The organism is Aquabacterium sp., assembly GCF_030652515.1.
Lineage (GTDB): Bacteria > Pseudomonadota > Gammaproteobacteria > Burkholderiales > Burkholderiaceae_C > Aquabacterium.
The window spans coordinates 1-14,814 of record NZ_JAUSAR010000183.1; the positions used below are offsets into that span (position 1 = coordinate 1).

The following is a 14,814-nucleotide window of genomic DNA, read 5'->3' on the forward strand; positions in this document are numbered from 1 at the left end:
ATCGAAAACCGCGTCGGCGCCATCCTGGCCGATGTGCGTTTGCGGGGGGATGACGCTGTGCTGGAGTACACCGGGCGTTTTGACCACCTCCAGGCCGACAGCGTTGCAGCGCTGGAGTTGGGTACGGCCGAGCTGAAAGCAGCGTTCGACGGCCTGCCCGCTGAGCAAGCCGATGCCTTGCAAGCCGCCGCCCGCCGGGTGCGCGATTACCACGAGCGCCAAAAGCAGGCTTGTGGCCTGAGCTGGCAATACCGCGATGAAGACGGCACCTTGCTGGGCCAGAAGGTCACGCCCATCGACCGCGTGGGCATCTATGTGCCTGGTGGCAAGGCGGCCTATCCCTCTTCGGTGCTGATGAACGCCATCCCTGCCCACGTGGCCGGTGTTGGCGAAATCATCATGGTCGTGCCCACACCGCGTGGCGAGAAGAACCCATTGGTGCTGGCGGCCGCTCACGTCGCTGGTGTCACGCGCGCTTTCACCGTGGGCGGCGCCCAGGCCGTGGCCGCGCTGGCTTACGGCACGGCCACCATCCCCAAGGTCGACAAGATCACCGGCCCGGGCAATGCCTACGTGGCCAGTGCCAAGAAGCACGTGTTCGGCCAGGTCGGCATCGACATGATCGCTGGTCCCAGCGAGATCCTGGTGCTGGCTGATGGGACCACGCCACCCGACTGGGTCGCCATGGACCTGTTCAGCCAGGCTGAGCATGACGAATTGGCCCAAAGCATCCTGCTGTGTCCTGACGCGGCCTACATCGCCCAGGTGCAGGCCGAGATCGACCGCCTGCTGCCCACCATGCAGCGCGCCGACATCATCCGCGCCTCGCTGGAAGGTCGAGGTGCCCTGATCCTGACTCGCAGCATGGAAGAGGCCTGCGCCATCAGCAACCGCATCGCACCTGAGCATCTGGAAGTCTCCAGCAGCGACCCGCACCGCTGGGAGCCCCTGCTCAAGCACGCCGGGGCCATCTTCCTGGGCGCCTACACCAGCGAAAGCCTGGGCGACTACTGCGCTGGCCCCAACCACGTGCTGCCCACCTCGGGCACCGCGCGTTTCTCGTCGCCGCTGGGGGTCTACGACTTCCAGAAGCGCAGCAGCCTGATCGAGGTCAGCGAAGCGGGTGCCCAGACTTTGGGTCAGATCGCCTCGGTGCTGGCTCACGGCGAAGGCCTGCAAGCCCATGCCCACGCCGCCGAATTTCGACTCAAGTCCCACGCCAAATCATGAGCAACTTGTCCAAGGTCATCGAGGTCATCCGCCCCGATGTGCGGGCCATGCACGCCTACCATGTGCAAGACGCCGCCGGCTTCATCAAGCTCGACGCGATGGAGAACCCCTTCACCTTGCCGCCCGCGCTGCAAGCTGAACTGGGCCAGCGTCTGGGCGCCGTGGCGTTGAACCGCTACCCCGGCACGCGCATCAACGATCTGCACGCCGCCTTGCGCCGCCACGCCCAAGTGCCCGAGGGCTACGGCATCGTGCTGGGCAATGGCTCCGACGAGCTCATCTCCTTGCTGTCCATGGCCTGCGCCCAGCCCGGCGCGACCGTGCTGGCGCCGCTGCCCGGCTTCGTGATGTACGAGATGTCGGCCAAGCTGCAGGGCCTGAAGTTCGTAGGCGTACCGCTCACGGCTGATTTCGAGCTGGACACGGCCGCCATGGTCGCCGCCGTGCGCCAGCACCGCCCGGCCATCACCTACATCGCCTACCCCAACAACCCCACGGCCAACCTGTGGAGCGATGACGCCATCCAGGCCATCGTCGATGCCGTGGCGCAAGAGGGTTGCGGCTTCGTGGTCATGGACGAGGCCTACCAGCCCTTCGCCAGCCAAAGCTACCTGGGCCGCTTGCCCAAGCACCCCCATGTGCTGCTGATGCGCACCCTCAGCAAATTCGGCCTGGCCGGTGTCCGACTGGGCTACCTGATCGGTCCGCAAGCCGTGGTGGCCGAGGTCGACAAGGCCCGCCCGCCCTACAACGTCAGCGTCCTCAACGCCGAAGCCGCGCTCTTCGCGCTGGAGCACGAGGCCGAATTCAACCGCCAGGCCCAGGTCATCAAGGCCGAGCGTGAGCGCTTGCAGGCGGCCCTGGCCACCATGCCGGGTGTGAAGTCCTACCCAAGCCAGGCCAACATGATCCTGGTGCGCGTGCCGGATGCGGCCGCCGTCTTCACGGGGCTGAAGGAACGTGGCATCCTGATCAAAAATGTGGCGGGCATGCATGGTTTGCTGGCACACTGTGTCCGCTTAACCGTGGGTCTGCCCTCTGAAAATGACGCCTTGATTGCCGCATTGCAGTCCACTTTGAACTCGATCCCAACATGAATGCTTTTGAGACGGCGCCGCAATCCGCCGACGCCTCGTTCGACGACCGCGTGGCCGAAGTCACCCGCCACACGGCCGAGACGCAGATCACCGCGCGCGTCAACCTGGACGGCACGGGTGCCGCCAAGCTGCACACCGGCATCGGTTTTTTCGACCACATGCTGGACCAGATCGCCCGCCACGGGCTGATCGACCTGGACATCCACGCAGTTGGCGACCTGCACATTGACGGCCACCACACCGTGGAAGACGTGGGCATCACCGTGGGCCAGGCCTTCGCCAAGGCCGTGGGCGACAAGAAGGGCATCCGCCGCTACGGCCACGCCTACGTGCCGCTGGACGAAGCCCTGTCGCGCGTCGTGATCGATTTTTCAGGCCGCCCGGGCCTGGAGATGCACATCCCCTTCACGGCGGGCAGCATTGGCGGCTTTGACACCCAGTTGACCTATGAGTTCTTCCAGGGCTTCGTCAACCACGCCGGGGTCACGCTGCACATCGACAACCTCAAAGGCGTCAATGCCCACCACCAGTGCGAAACGGTCTTCAAGGCCTTCGCGCGGGCGCTGCGCATGGCGCTGGAGCGCGATCCCCGCATGGCCGGGGTCATCCCGTCCACCAAAGGCTCGCTCTGATCTGATGCCATGAGTTCAACCTCGACTGTGGCCGTCATCGATTACGGCATGGGCAACCTGCGCTCGGTGTCGCAAGCGGTGGAACACGCCGCCCAGGGCCTGAACCTGAACGTGGTCGTCACCAACGACCCCGAAGTGGTGCACGCCGCCGAGCGTGTGGTCCTGCCAGGGCAGGGCGCCATGCGCGACTGCATGCAGGAGCTGCGGGATGCCCATGGCGGCGATCTGCTGGGCGCCGTGCGCCACGCCGCCAACAACAAGCCCTTGATGGGCGTGTGCGTGGGCATGCAAATGCTGCTGGACCACAGCGAAGAGCAAGACACCCCCGGCCTGGGTTTCATCCCCGGCCAGGTGCTGCGTTTCCGGCTGGAAAACCAGCGCCAACCCGATGGCAGCCGCTACAAGGTGCCCCAGATGGGCTGGAACCGTGTTTTCCAAAGCAGGCACCCCGACGTCCGAGGTGGCCAGCCCCACCCGGTCTGGGAAGGCATCCCCGACGGCAGCTACTACTATTTCGTCCACAGCTACTACGCCCGCGTCGATAATCCGCAACATACTGCGGGTGAAACCGATTACGGCGCGCGCTTTACCTGCGCTGTGGCCCGGGATAACATTTTTGCGACCCAGTTCCATCCAGAAAAAAGCGCGCAGCACGGCCTGGCCCTGTACCGCAATTTTTTGCGCTGGAATCCCTGAAATCTCTTTCACCACCACCTGTCACAGCCATGTTGCTGATCCCTGCGATTGACCTGAAAGACGGCAAATGTGTGCGCCTCAAGCAAGGCGACATGAACGACTCCACCACCTTTGGGGAAGACCCGGCCGCGATGGCCCGGCGCTGGCTTGACGCCGGTGCCCGGCGCTTGCACCTGGTGGACCTGAACGGTGCCTTTGCCGGCAAGCCCGTCAACGAGGCGGCCATCAAAGCCATCATCAAGGAAGTCGGCGACGAAATCCCTGTGCAGCTGGGCGGCGGCATCCGCGACCTCGACACCATCGAGCGCTACCTGGACGACGGCATCAGCTACGTCATCATCGGCACGGCTGCGGTCAAGAACCCCGGCTTCCTGCGCGATGCGTGCACGGCGTTTGGCGGCCACATCATCGTCGGCCTCGACGCCAAGGATGGCAAGGTCGCCACCGATGGCTGGAGCAAGCTGTCCGGCCACGAGGTCATCGACCTGGCCCAGAAGTTCCAGGATTACGGCGTTGAGGGTGTCATCTACACCGACATCGGCCGTGATGGCATGCTCTCGGGCATCAACATCGAGGCCACCGTCAAGCTGGCCCAGGCCCTGACCATCCCCGTGATCGCCTCGGGCGGACTGTCCGACCTGGCCGACATCGACCGCCTCTGCGCCGTCGAGCCCGAAGGTGTCCAGGGCGTGATCTGCGGCCGTGCCATCTACAGCGGCGACCTCGACTTCGCAGCGGGCCAGAGCCGCGCTGACGAGCTCAACGGCGCCCGCTGAGGCAAGGCAAGACGTGCTGGCCAAACGCATCATCCCTTGCCTGGACGTGACCGGCGGTCGCGTCGTCAAGGGCGTCAACTTCGTTGAACTGCGCGATGCCGGTGATCCGGTGGAAATCGCCGCGCGCTACAACGACCAAGGCGCCGACGAACTCACCTTCCTCGACATCACCGCCACCAGCGATGGCCGTGACCTGATCCTGCACATCATCGAAGCCGTGGCCTCGCAAGTCTTCATCCCGCTGACGGTGGGTGGTGGCGTGCGCACGGTGGAAGACGTTCGCCGCCTGCTCAACGCGGGCGCCGACAAGGTCAGCTTCAATTCCGCCGCCCTGGCCAACCCACCCATCATCCGCGCAGCCTCAGATCGTTACGGCTCGCAATGCATCGTGGTGGCCATTGATGCCAAGCGGCGCGTGGGCGACGACCTGGCCGCGCGCGGCCCCGGTTGGGACGTCTACAGCCATGGTGGCCGCAAGAACCTGGGCCTGGACGCGGTGGCCTGGGCCACGCAGATGGCCGAGTTTGGCGCTGGCGAAATCCTGCTGACCAGCATGGACCGCGATGGCACCAAATCAGGCTTCGACCTGGAACTGACCCGCGCGGTCAGCGATGCTGTCAGCGTGCCCGTGATCGCCTCGGGCGGCGTGGGCAACCTCGACCACCTGGCCGATGGGGTGCAGCAAGGTGGCGCCGACGCGGTGCTGGCCGCCAGCATCTTCCACTATGGTGAGTACACCGTGGGCCAGGCCAAGGCGCTCATGCACCAGCGCGGCATCCCCGTTCGTCTTTGACGAAGGGGTCAAGATTATGAACCTCTGCGCCTGATCGTGGCCAGAGGGAGGCAACATTCCACGAATGGCCATGAAATCGGCACGGGGGTGCGCACCAGGAAAGGCGTACGCTGAATCCATCGTCACTTCCGGGAACGAACATGGCTTTAGCCCCCAAATTCAAGCCCCTTGAGTTGTCCTCCTTGAACACGGCGCCTGGTCTGCCGCAAACGCACCGGCAAGCCCATCCTGAAGATCCTGCGCTGGCCTTGCTCACCGACCTCACCCACAGCGCCTGCGTGGTGGCCAGCCACCGCGATAGCCTGGAAAGCACCTTGCACGTGATGATGCGAGCGGGCGTGCGAATGGTCTTCGTGTCGGGTGCCGATGGCCAGCTGGCCGGAGTCGTCACCGCGGACCTGCTGCAGGGCGAGCGCCCGGTACTCCGCGCGTCCAGCCACCACGTGGCCCACAAAGACCTGACCGTGGCCGACATGATGATCCCCATCAACCACTGGGAAGTGCTGGACCTGTCTCAGGTGCGCACCGCCCGCCTGGGTGACATCGTGGCCACGATGCACGAACACGGCATGCGTTACCTGCTGGTCACCCAGCTGAAGGACGGGCAGACCACCTTGCGCGGTTTGTTCTCCGCCACCCGCCTGGAGCAGGCGCTGGGCACGGCCATCGGCAGCGATCTGCACTCGCGCAGTTTTGCCGAGCTGGAAGCCGTGCTGGTGCGCTGACCTTGCCAGGGCCCGGGCCGGTCAGGCCGGGTTGTCGATGTCGATGAATTCGTGGGCCAGGCCAAACTCCTGGGCCACGGCGGCGCCCAGGGCCTGCACCCCGTAGCGTTCACTGGCATGGTGTCCACACGCCATGAACGCCACGCCGGTCTCCCGCGCGTAATGGGCCTGCGGCTCCGAAATTTCGCCGGTCAGGAACACATCGGCGCCTGCTGCAATGGCACCTTCAAAGAAGCCTTGCGCGCCGCCGCTGCACCAGGCCACACGCTTCAACGGTCGGCCATCACCTGACAGCACGGTGGGCGTTTTGGCCAGCGCTGAGGCCACTTGGTGGGTCAAGCTTTCCAACGTCAGACCGTCCGGCGCAGGGCCGATGAAGCCCAGGTTCTGATCGCCAAAGCGCCCGTCGGCGAGCAGCCCCAAGCGCTCGCCCCATTGGGCGTTGTTGCCCCAGGTCGGGTGGGCGTCCAAAGGCAGGTGGTAAGCCAGCAAGTTGATGTTGTGCTGTAGCAACAAGGCCAGGCGCTGCTTCATCCACCCCGTCACGCGGCCGTCATGCCCCCGCCACAACAGGCCGTGGTGAACCAGGATGGCGTCGGCCTGTGCCTCGATGGCCGCTTCAATAAAGGCCTTGCTGGCCGTGACCCCGGTGACGATCTTGCCGACTTGGCCGCGTCCCTCAACTTGCAAACCATTCGGCCCATAATCCTTGAAGCGGGCCGCCTCCAGCACGGTGTTGAGGTGGTGGTGCAAAGTATCTCGGTCAATCACGGCGGGCCCTTTTGGAGTCTGTGGGTTCAATCAATGCGCAAACTTTGGATGATTTTCTCGCAAGCCGTCACGGTGCTCGTGGCGGTGTTGTTCGTGGTGACCACGCTCAAGCCGCAGTGGATACAGTCTATGCCTTGGCGCGCCAACCAGCCGGCCACCGTCATCACGGCGCCGGTGGCCGCCAAACCCACGGGTGGTTTGTCCGGCACGCCCATGCTCAGCTTCAGCGATGCCGCCAAGCGCGCCGCGCCCGCCGTGGTCAGCGTGGTGACCTCCAGCAAGGCGGCATCGCGCCGTGGCAACAGGCAAAACGATCCCTGGTTCAGATACTTCTTTGGCGAACAGGGCAATCAGCCGCAATCGGGCATTGGTTCTGGCGTGATCGTCTCGTCCAACGGCTATGTGCTGACCAACAACCACGTGGTCGAGCGCATGGACGACATCGAGGTCATGCTCACCGATGGGCGCAAGGCGCGCGCCAAGGTCATCGGCAGTGATCCCGAGACCGACCTGGCTGTGCTCAAGATCGAACTCGATCGCCTGCCCGCCATCACCTTTGGCAACTCCGACACCCTGCAGGTGGGCGATGCCGTGCTGGCCATTGGCAACCCCTTTGGTGTGGGGCAAACCGTCACCGCGGGCATCGTCAGCGCTTTGGGGCGCAACCAACTGGGCATCAACACGTTCGAGAATTTCATCCAGACCGACGCGGCCATCAACCCCGGCAATTCGGGGGGCGCCCTGGTGGACGCCAGTGGCAGTTTGATGGGCATCAACAGCGCCATTTACTCGCGTTCAGGCGGCAGCCTGGGGATCGGCTTTGCCATCCCGGTGTCCACCGCTCAGCACGTGCTGGAAAGCCTGATCCGCGATGGGCAGGTCACACGTGGCTGGATCGGCGTCGAGCCTCGTGACCTGACCGCCGAGATTGCCGAGACCTTCAACCTGCCGCTCAAGGATGGTGTGCTGATCACGGGCGTGCTGCAAAACGGCCCTGCTGCCCAGGGCGGCGTGCACCCGGGCGATGTGGTCGTTCAGATCGCGCAAACCCCGGTGGCCAACACCTCGCAGTTGCTCAACGCGGTGGCGAACCTCAAGCCGGGTGAACCCGCCAGGATCACCGTGCAGCGGGCTGGCAAGGTGCTGGCACTGGACGTGGTGGCGGCACAGCGCCCCAAGGTCTCACGCAACGAGATGGCCCGCCAGGAGATCCCTCAGGAAGAAGAGTGATCGGTCGAGGAGGCCGCGTCGGCGGCTGATTCGGCCTTGGGCTTGCCCGAGAGTTGGGCGGCCCAGATGCCGATTTCATACAGGATGCACATCGGGATCGCCAGGGCCAGTTGAGACACCACATCGGGTGGCGTGACCACGGCCGCGATCACGAAGGCGATCACGATGAAGTAGCGGCGAAAGTCCTTGAGCTTTTCCACGGTCACGATGCCCATGTGCGCCAGGATCACCAGCACCACGGGCACCTCAAAAGCTGCCCCAAAGGCCAGGAACATGTTCAGCACAAAGCTCAGGTAGGCCTCGATGTCAGGCGCGGCCGTGATGCTCTTGGGCGCAAAGCTCTGGATGAAGGCAAACACCTGCCCGAACACGAAGAAATAGCAAAACGCCACGCCCAGGAAGAACAGCAAGGTGCTGGAGACGATCAGCGGCATCACCAGCTTTTTCTCGTGGGTGTACAGCCCCGGCGCCACGAAGGACCAGATCTGATACAGCACCACTGGCAGGGCCAGCAAAAAGGCCGCCATCATCGTGATCTTGATGGGCACCATGAACGGCGAGATCACGCTGGTGGCGATCAGGGTGGCGCCTTTGGGCAGGTGGGCCACCAACGGCGCGGCCAACAGGTCGTACAGGGCGGCGGGGCCGGGGTAGATCGCCAGGATGGCAAAGGCCAGACCGATGGCCAGCGCGGCGCGGATCAGTCGGTCGCGCAGTTCAATCAGGTGGGCAACGAAGGGCTGCTCGGCGCCCTCCAGTCCGGGCTTGGGATCGTTGTCGCTCACAAAGGGGTCACATCAAGGTTGGTGGCGGGCGCTGGTGGCCGGCGGGCGGAAACGCGCCACCCGGGCCGCGCCCGATTGCACATGGCGGCGCACGCCATTTTGCTGCTTGTACCAAGTCGGCATGGCCGCGCGCTTGAGGCGCCAGTTCTTGCGAACGGGCTTGGGCACAAAGCTGTTGTAAGACGTCTGGTGCAGGTCGTTGTAGAAGCTGTCGGATTGGCCACTGCCCAGGGCAGCGTTGATTTCGCCCTCGGTGTGGCTGATGCCATCCGAGACCGATTGCTCGACGTTGCGTGCCGCGTCCTCGAAGCCGCTTTTCACCTTCTTGAGTTCTTCAAGCTCGATGGAGCGGTTGACTTCGGACTGCACCTGCGACACATAGCGTTGGGCCTTGCCCACGAGCAAGCCCACCGTGCGGGCCACGCGCGGCAGTTTTTCGGGCCCGATCACGATCAGGGCCACGGCGCCGATCAGGGCGAGCTTGTCAATGCCGAAGTCAATCATGGCTCACGGTCCTCAGCGGACGCAGGCCTCACGATTTGGTCTTGGCTTCGACGTCGACGGTGTTGGCGTCGGTCTTGGCGTGGTTGGTCACCTGCTGCGAAGCGGGCGAGCCGGGGGCGGCAGACGCGTCGGTGGTGCCGCCGTCCTTCATGCCGTCCTTGAAGCCCTTGACGGCCGAACCCAGGTCGCCGCCGATGTTCTTGAGCTTCTTGGTGCCAAAAACCATCATCACGATCACCAGCACGATCAACCAGTGCCAAATGCTGAATGAACCCATGTCGCTCTCCTAAACCGGCCTTTCGGCCAAAAACAAAAAAACAATCCAGGCCATCTTGCCTGTGATTGATGACTACATGTTGTCACCTTCGCCAGTTTGGCGGGGCTGCGCTTTGCGCAAGGCAAATTCTTCCAGACCGGACAAGCCCTCGCGGCGGGCCAGTTCGGCCACCACATCGGCGGGGCTGAGCCCGAAATGTGCCATCGCCACCATGGCATGAAACCACAGATCGGCGAATTCGCCCACCAAGGCCTTGCTGTGTTCGGGGCTGGGTTGAGCGGCCGCGTCCTTCGCCGCCATGACGGTTTCGGTGGCCTCTTCGCCCACTTTTTTCAGGATGGCGTCGGTGCCTTTGTGGAACAGGCGCGCCACATAGCTCTTGTCCGGATCGCCGCCCTTGCGGGATTCGATGACGGCGGCCAGGCGCAGCAGGACGTCGGTGGTGGTGGCCAAAGGTTCACTCATGGGGGCATCGGGGAAGGGGGGCAGTCACTTGTAGATGTGCTCGGGGTCTTTGAGGACGGGGTCCACGCTCACCCACTGGCCTTGTTCGTATTTCTGGAAAAAGCAGCTGTGGCGGCCAGTGTGGCAGGCGATGCCGGGCGTGTGTCCCAGTTGCTCAACGCTCAAGAGCACCACATCGTTGTCACAGTCCAGGCGAATGGCCTTCACCTTCTGCGTATGACCGGATTCCTCGCCCTTGTGCCACAAACGCTGGCGCGAGCGGCTCCAGTACACGGCCTCGCCGATGTCGGCGGTGCGTGCCAAGGCCTCACGGTTCATCCATGCAAACATCAGCACGTCACCGGTGCTGGCTTCTTGCGCGATCACGGGCACCAGGCCCTGGTCATCCCAGCGAATGTCATCCAACCAATTCATGGGTGATAGTGTAGCAATCGCAATGCCAGGGCGTTGCTGGGACAATGCCGCCATGCCTGCTTCTGACACTCAAAATGCACCTTGTCTGGCCCTGACCATGGGCGACGCCTGTGGCATTGGCCCAGAGATCATCGCCCGCCTCTGGTTGGATTCGGCCATGCCGAAGGCGCTGGTGGTGGGTTCTCCGCAGGTCATGCGCCGGGCGGTGGCCTGGGTGGCGCAGGCCCGGGGTGGCCCTGCGCCAGTGGTGGTGGAAATCCATGATGCAAAAAATTGGGCTGATGTGCCAACCGGCGCGATGCCTGTCTGGGCGCCTCCCGGTTTGCCCCATGACCTGATCGATGCGCCTGTGGGTCAGGTGGATGTGCGTGCAGGCAGTGCCGCAGCCGCTTGCATCCGCGCGGCCGTGCGTTTGGCGCAGACCGGTGTGGTGGCCGGCATTGTCACTGCCCCTTTGCACAAAGAGGCCCTGGCGCTGGCTGGCGAGCCATATCCGGGCCACACCGAGCTTTTGCAGGCCGAAGGTGCGCCGCCGGGTCAGGCGCCAGCGCCGGTGCGCATGATGCTGGCCAACGACCAGCTCAAGACCGTGCTGGTCACCATCCACATGGCCTTGCGCCAGGCGATCGACGCAGTCACTTTCGAGGCTGTGCTGGAAACCATCCGCATCACCCACGACAGCGCCAGGCTGTGGGGTATTGAGCGCCCTCGCATCGCGGTGGCTGGCCTGAACCCGCACGCGGGCGAGGGCGGTTTGTTTGGCGATGAAGAGATCCGCATCATTGGCCCGGCCATACAGGCAGCGCAGGCCCTGGGCATCAAGGTGAGCGGGCCCCTGGCGCCCGACACCGTCTTCATGCGCGCCCGCCACGCGCCGGACCATCCCGGCGAGTTCGATGTGGTGATCGCGATGTACCACGACCAGGGCCTGATCCCGGTCAAATACATGGGCTTGGACCATGGCGTGAACGTCACCTTGGGCCTGCCCTTTGTGCGAACCAGCCCGGACCATGGCACGGCATTTGACCTGGCGGGCACTGGCCGCGCTGATCCCTCCAGCCTGCTGCAGGCCTGGCGCATGGCGCGCCAACTGGTGAGCGGGGAGGGCGCTATTTAGCGCTGTTCAAGCGGCCGACTTGTTGCCAGCCAGGGCGGCCAGTTGACGGCGGGCGCGCATCGTGGCGCGCTCGATCAGCTCGGACTGTTCAAAGGCCTTGAACCGGCCCGAATCGCACATCTTGGCCAGGGTTCGCGAGGTCAGCGAAATGGTCTGCTTGTGCTGGTGGCCCTGCGTGAAGATGAAGAAGCTGCGGCCTTCGCTGATCCAGGTCAGGCGCACGCGCTTCCATTCGCCCTGCATCAGCATCTGGTAGGCCGTGCCCTTGTTGATGTGGTGGACGAGTTGGGCGCCGGCCGAAGGCACTGGCGGTGCGTCCAGGTTGATGTCGATGTCCAGCAGGCTGGGGTCGCTCGGGCCCGCGGCGTCCAGGTCGATGTCCAGCGGCTCGTTGGCCAGCGCGGCCTCGGGCATGAAGCCGGCCTGTTTGATTTCGGCGGCGCTCAAGGCCGTCACCACGGTCAGCGTGGGGATCTCGGCGATGTTGTCCAGCGAGGCGGGCAATGGATCGTTGGCGGCCTCTTCCCGGCTGGGGATGTTGATCTTTTCAACCTTGGTCAACTGCGCTTCGAGCATGCGCACCGTCAGGTCGTGCTGGGGCTGGGCCTTGAGCGATTCGGCGTGCGAAGGCAGCAATTTGGAGAAGAAATCCTGCTTGGCCTCTTCAGACCACTGGATCATCGCCAGGCCTTCATTCAGGTCTTTCATCAGCTGCGGCAGCTTCATCAGAAACTCTTTGCGCAACTGCGGGCTGCCCTTGGGCTGCACGCTCAAGGCCAGGTCGTGCCCGGCCTTCTTGACCCGTTGTGCCATCGCCGACTGGGAGCCGTCCCGGGCGCTGGCCATCACCTGTACCTGGCTCCAGATCTGGGTCAGGAAGTCGCGGACGAACTCCGGCATCTCCACCGAAGCCAGCTCTTTCTTGAGCACCTGCATGTAGCGCTGCTGCACACGCAGGTCGGCTTCCTTGCCGCTGAGCAGGGCGGCCACGGCGGCGTTTTCTGCACCTTCCTGGCGGTTCTGCTCGTCGATGAAGGCTTCCAGCTCCGTCAGCTTGGCCTCGTACAGCTCCATGCGGTCAAAGTCGCCCTCGACCACATCATCGACCAGGGCGGTGATCCGGGCCAGGTAGGCTTGCCCCACGCCCTGCTCGTGGTCGTCAAAAGTGGCAGACAGGCTGGCGATGCGGTTCACGAAACGCCGCACCGGGTGTTTCCGCGAGCTGAAAAATCCCATGTCCTGCAAGGCCACGCGCAACACGGGCAATTGCAGGCGGGCAATCTGGCGGGCCATCTGTGGCGACACCTTGGGGTCCGACAGCACTTGGTCGAACAAGGCGGCTACGATGTCGATGACCATCTGGTCCAGCGCCGCGCCGCCGCTGGCACGAATCAGTTCGTCGCGGTGGGCTCGGATCATGTTCACGGCCATCATCGGGCCCGCGAAGCCACCTTGGGCAGCACCGTCGATCGGCACGCCAGGGAAGGTGCCTGCGAAATCAGCGGCCGAGGCGACCGAGCCCGCGTCCACGCCGCCCCACCCTTGCAGGTAGGGCACGCTGTTGAGTCTGCGAATCAGGGCGTTGAATTCACCTGCGGCACCTTGAGCGCCTCCGGCCTGAATGGCTCCGCCGCCAACCATGCCCCCCATGCCCATGGGCATGCCACCCATCCCGGCGTGCGACCCCGATGGTGGGCTGTTGAACGCCGAGGCTGGCATGGACACGCCAAACATCTCGCTCAGGGCCTTGGCAGCGCGCTGGTGTGCCTGCAGTGGCGTGTTGCCGCTGTGTTGTCCGCCGTGCTGGCTGTGGCCTGGCGCAGTGTCGTTGAATGCCCCAGGCTGGGTGGGGGGCGTGCCTGACAGGCTGCCTGGACTGGTGGTCCGGCCACCCTGGGTGGACGTACGGAATTTGCTGGCACTGACCGGGTCCACAGGGCGCACGCCTTGCGAACGCAGTTCCGTCACGGTCATCTCGTAACTGTTCTTGAGCCCGGCGGCCAAGTGTCGGCCAATCTGCTGTGCCAGCAGGGTGCTCACTTCCGGGTCGGTGCTGACTTCGGTCAAGGCCTCCAGCAGGGCGCCGCTCACGGTCTGCGGGCGCAGGGGGTTGTGTTCGGCGAGGGCATCGTCCAGCAAGGGGCTCAAGTGATCATGAACCGCCTTGAACTCGCTTTCGCACTCCTGGCCCAGGCTTTGGGCCAGCCGCTCGGCCACCACATTGCGCTCCACTTCGGCGTTATCGACCAGGCTGAGGGCGTCCCAGTCGGTTTCCGCGTAGGCCGCGGTGGTGGCAGGCTTGCGCCGGGAGTCCTTGTTCACGCGTTTGCGCAACTCGACCATGAAGGCCTGGTTGAGCGCCGAAGTCTTGCGCTGCAGGTCGAATTCGGCCGTCATCAAAAGCTGACGGTGTGCGTTGCTGGTGGACGTGGTCGCCAGCAGACCCACCTGACTGCTGGCTTTGTCCACGGCCTCCGCCATCGCCACCTGGATGCGGCTGAGCGATGCCTGCAAAACGGGTTCAAGACGGGGGTCGGTCACAGGGCGGGTCCAGTCAGTTCAATCAATCGGCGGCTTGGCTGCGCCACCACTGTCCCAGAAAGGGACTTCTTTTGATCTCTGGATATCGACCGCTCCGGCCCCTTCTTTCGTTATTGTTTCAAACTGTCACGAATCTCGCGGAGCAGGATGATGTCTTCTGGTGTGGGGGCGGGCGGCGCAGGTGCGGGTTCGGACTCTTTCCGCAGGCGGTTGATTTGTTTGACCATCAGGAAAATGACGAAAGCCAGGATCAGGAAATTCAGCGCCACGGTCATGAAATTGCCGTAGGCGAATACCGCGCCAGCTTTTTTGGCCTCCGCCAGGGTCAATCCGCCAGCCTGGCCTGCCAGTGCGACGTAGTAGTTGGAGAAGTCCAGTCCGCCCACGGCCTTGCTGACAATCGGCATGATCAGGTCGTTGACGAGCGAATCGACAATCTTGCCAAACGCCCCGCCAATGATCACCCCCACGGCCAGATCTACCACATTGCCCTTGACGGCGAACTCCTTGAATTCACTGACGAAACCCATCGACTTGCTCCTTCCCTTGAACGGGATGTGTTGCTGAACAGGCTAGGAGTATTGACGGAAACTGCGCCTTGTCAACGTGGGCGCTGCGGTGTCCGCTAGAATGCGAGGTTGACCCCCAAACTCAAGCCATCCAAACCATGAGCAATCAGCCAGTGGATCAAAGCCGCCGGACGTGGGTGACCATCGCCTGTGTCGCAGGTGGAGCAGGCGGCGTGGCCGCCGCCGTGCCCT

16 protein-coding genes and 2 pseudogenes are annotated in these 14,814 nt (G+C 64.0%); 9 read left to right on the forward strand and 9 right to left on the reverse strand.

Annotated elements, in window-relative coordinates; all coding sequences use genetic code 11:
* The 7 genes from hisD to Q7V20_RS20810 all read left to right on the forward strand — a co-directional run.
* Positions 1–1,230 (forward strand): histidinol dehydrogenase (gene hisD, locus Q7V20_RS20780; RefSeq protein WP_304795520.1); only part of this gene is annotated, 1,230 nt, incomplete at its 5' end.
* On the forward strand, positions 1,227–2,327 hold the full coding sequence (hisC, locus tag Q7V20_RS20785) for a histidinol-phosphate transaminase (RefSeq protein WP_304795522.1): 1,101 nt from the start codon (positions 1,227–1,229) through the stop codon (positions 2,325–2,327). The genes hisD and hisC, both read left to right, overlap by 4 nt.
* Complete coding sequence (gene hisB / locus Q7V20_RS20790) at positions 2,324–2,959, forward strand: imidazoleglycerol-phosphate dehydratase HisB (protein WP_304795524.1); 636 nt, start codon at positions 2,324–2,326, stop codon at positions 2,957–2,959. Before hisC ends, hisB begins: the two co-directional genes overlap by 4 nt.
* A 9-nt stretch (positions 2,960–2,968) precedes the next feature.
* Entirely contained in the window at positions 2,969–3,655 is a 687-nt protein-coding gene (gene hisH, locus Q7V20_RS20795; protein WP_304795526.1) for an imidazole glycerol phosphate synthase subunit HisH, read from the forward strand.
* Positions 3,656–3,684: 29 nt separating this feature from the next.
* Complete coding sequence (gene hisA / locus Q7V20_RS20800; protein ID WP_304795528.1) at positions 3,685–4,431, forward strand: 1-(5-phosphoribosyl)-5-[(5-phosphoribosylamino)methylideneamino]imidazole-4-carboxamide isomerase; 747 nt, start codon at positions 3,685–3,687, stop codon at positions 4,429–4,431.
* A gap of 13 nt (positions 4,432–4,444) precedes the next feature.
* Entirely contained in the window at positions 4,445–5,224 is a 780-nt protein-coding gene (gene hisF, locus Q7V20_RS20805) for an imidazole glycerol phosphate synthase subunit HisF (RefSeq protein WP_304795530.1), read from the forward strand.
* Positions 5,225–5,364: 140 nt separating this feature from the next.
* On the forward strand, positions 5,365–5,949 hold the full coding sequence (locus Q7V20_RS20810; protein ID WP_304795531.1) for a hypothetical protein: 585 nt from the start codon (positions 5,365–5,367) through the stop codon (positions 5,947–5,949).
* Positions 5,950–5,970: 21 nt separating this feature from the next.
* Here the strand turns inward: Q7V20_RS20810 and Q7V20_RS20815 are convergent, their stop codons facing one another.
* Positions 5,971–6,720 carry a Nif3-like dinuclear metal center hexameric protein gene (locus Q7V20_RS20815; RefSeq protein ID WP_304795533.1) on the reverse strand — a complete coding sequence of 250 codons (750 nt, stop codon included), beginning with the start codon at positions 6,718–6,720 and terminating at the stop codon, positions 5,971–5,973.
* A 33-nt stretch (positions 6,721–6,753) separates the two neighbouring features.
* Between Q7V20_RS20815 and Q7V20_RS20820 the strand changes: the two genes are divergently transcribed.
* Complete coding sequence (locus Q7V20_RS20820) at positions 6,754–7,950, forward strand: S1C family serine protease (protein ID WP_304795535.1); 1,197 nt, start codon at positions 6,754–6,756, stop codon at positions 7,948–7,950.
* On the opposite strand, the gene tatC is transcribed toward Q7V20_RS20820, so the two are convergent.
* The 6 genes and pseudogenes from tatC to hisI all read right to left on the reverse strand — a co-directional run bounded on the left by tatC (position 7,935) and on the right by hisI (position 10,395).
* Positions 7,935–8,735 carry a twin-arginine translocase subunit TatC gene (gene tatC, locus Q7V20_RS20825; protein WP_304795537.1) on the reverse strand — a complete coding sequence of 267 codons (801 nt, stop codon included), beginning with the start codon at positions 8,733–8,735 and terminating at the stop codon, positions 7,935–7,937. The two genes, Q7V20_RS20820 and tatC, sit on opposite strands and share 16 nt — an antisense overlap.
* 12 nt (positions 8,736–8,747) lie before the next feature.
* A pseudogene (gene tatB / locus Q7V20_RS24400) lies at positions 8,748–8,891 on the reverse strand (twin-arginine translocase subunit TatB); the annotation flags it as partial.
* A 119-nt stretch (positions 8,892–9,010) separates the two neighbouring features.
* Positions 9,011–9,239: pseudogene (gene tatB / locus Q7V20_RS24405) on the reverse strand (Sec-independent protein translocase protein TatB); the annotation flags it as partial.
* 28 nt (positions 9,240–9,267) lie between these two features.
* On the reverse strand, positions 9,268–9,516 hold the full coding sequence (tatA, locus tag Q7V20_RS20835) for a Sec-independent protein translocase subunit TatA (RefSeq protein ID WP_300548834.1): 249 nt from the start codon (positions 9,514–9,516) through the stop codon (positions 9,268–9,270).
* 72 nt (positions 9,517–9,588) lie between these two features.
* Positions 9,589–9,981, reverse strand: coding sequence for a phosphoribosyl-ATP diphosphatase (locus Q7V20_RS20840; protein ID WP_304795542.1), 393 nt, complete (start codon positions 9,979–9,981; stop codon positions 9,589–9,591).
* Positions 9,982–10,005: 24 nt separating this feature from the next.
* A complete protein-coding gene (gene hisI / locus Q7V20_RS20845) occupies positions 10,006–10,395 on the reverse strand; it encodes a phosphoribosyl-AMP cyclohydrolase (RefSeq protein ID WP_304795544.1) in 390 nt (129 codons plus the stop codon).
* 52 nt (positions 10,396–10,447) lie between these two features.
* Between hisI and pdxA the strand changes: the two genes are divergently transcribed.
* Entirely contained in the window at positions 10,448–11,512 is a 1,065-nt protein-coding gene (gene pdxA, locus Q7V20_RS20850) for a 4-hydroxythreonine-4-phosphate dehydrogenase PdxA (RefSeq protein ID WP_304795546.1), read from the forward strand.
* Between the two features lie 6 nt (positions 11,513–11,518).
* Here pdxA and Q7V20_RS20855 read toward each other — a convergent pair whose 3' ends face one another.
* Complete coding sequence (locus Q7V20_RS20855; RefSeq protein WP_304795548.1) at positions 11,519–14,053, reverse strand: DUF1631 family protein; 2,535 nt, start codon at positions 14,051–14,053, stop codon at positions 11,519–11,521.
* Positions 14,054–14,163: 110 nt separating this feature from the next.
* Entirely contained in the window at positions 14,164–14,583 is a 420-nt protein-coding gene (gene mscL, locus Q7V20_RS20860; protein WP_304795550.1) for a large conductance mechanosensitive channel protein MscL, read from the reverse strand.
* Positions 14,584–14,814: the final 231 nt, after the last annotated feature.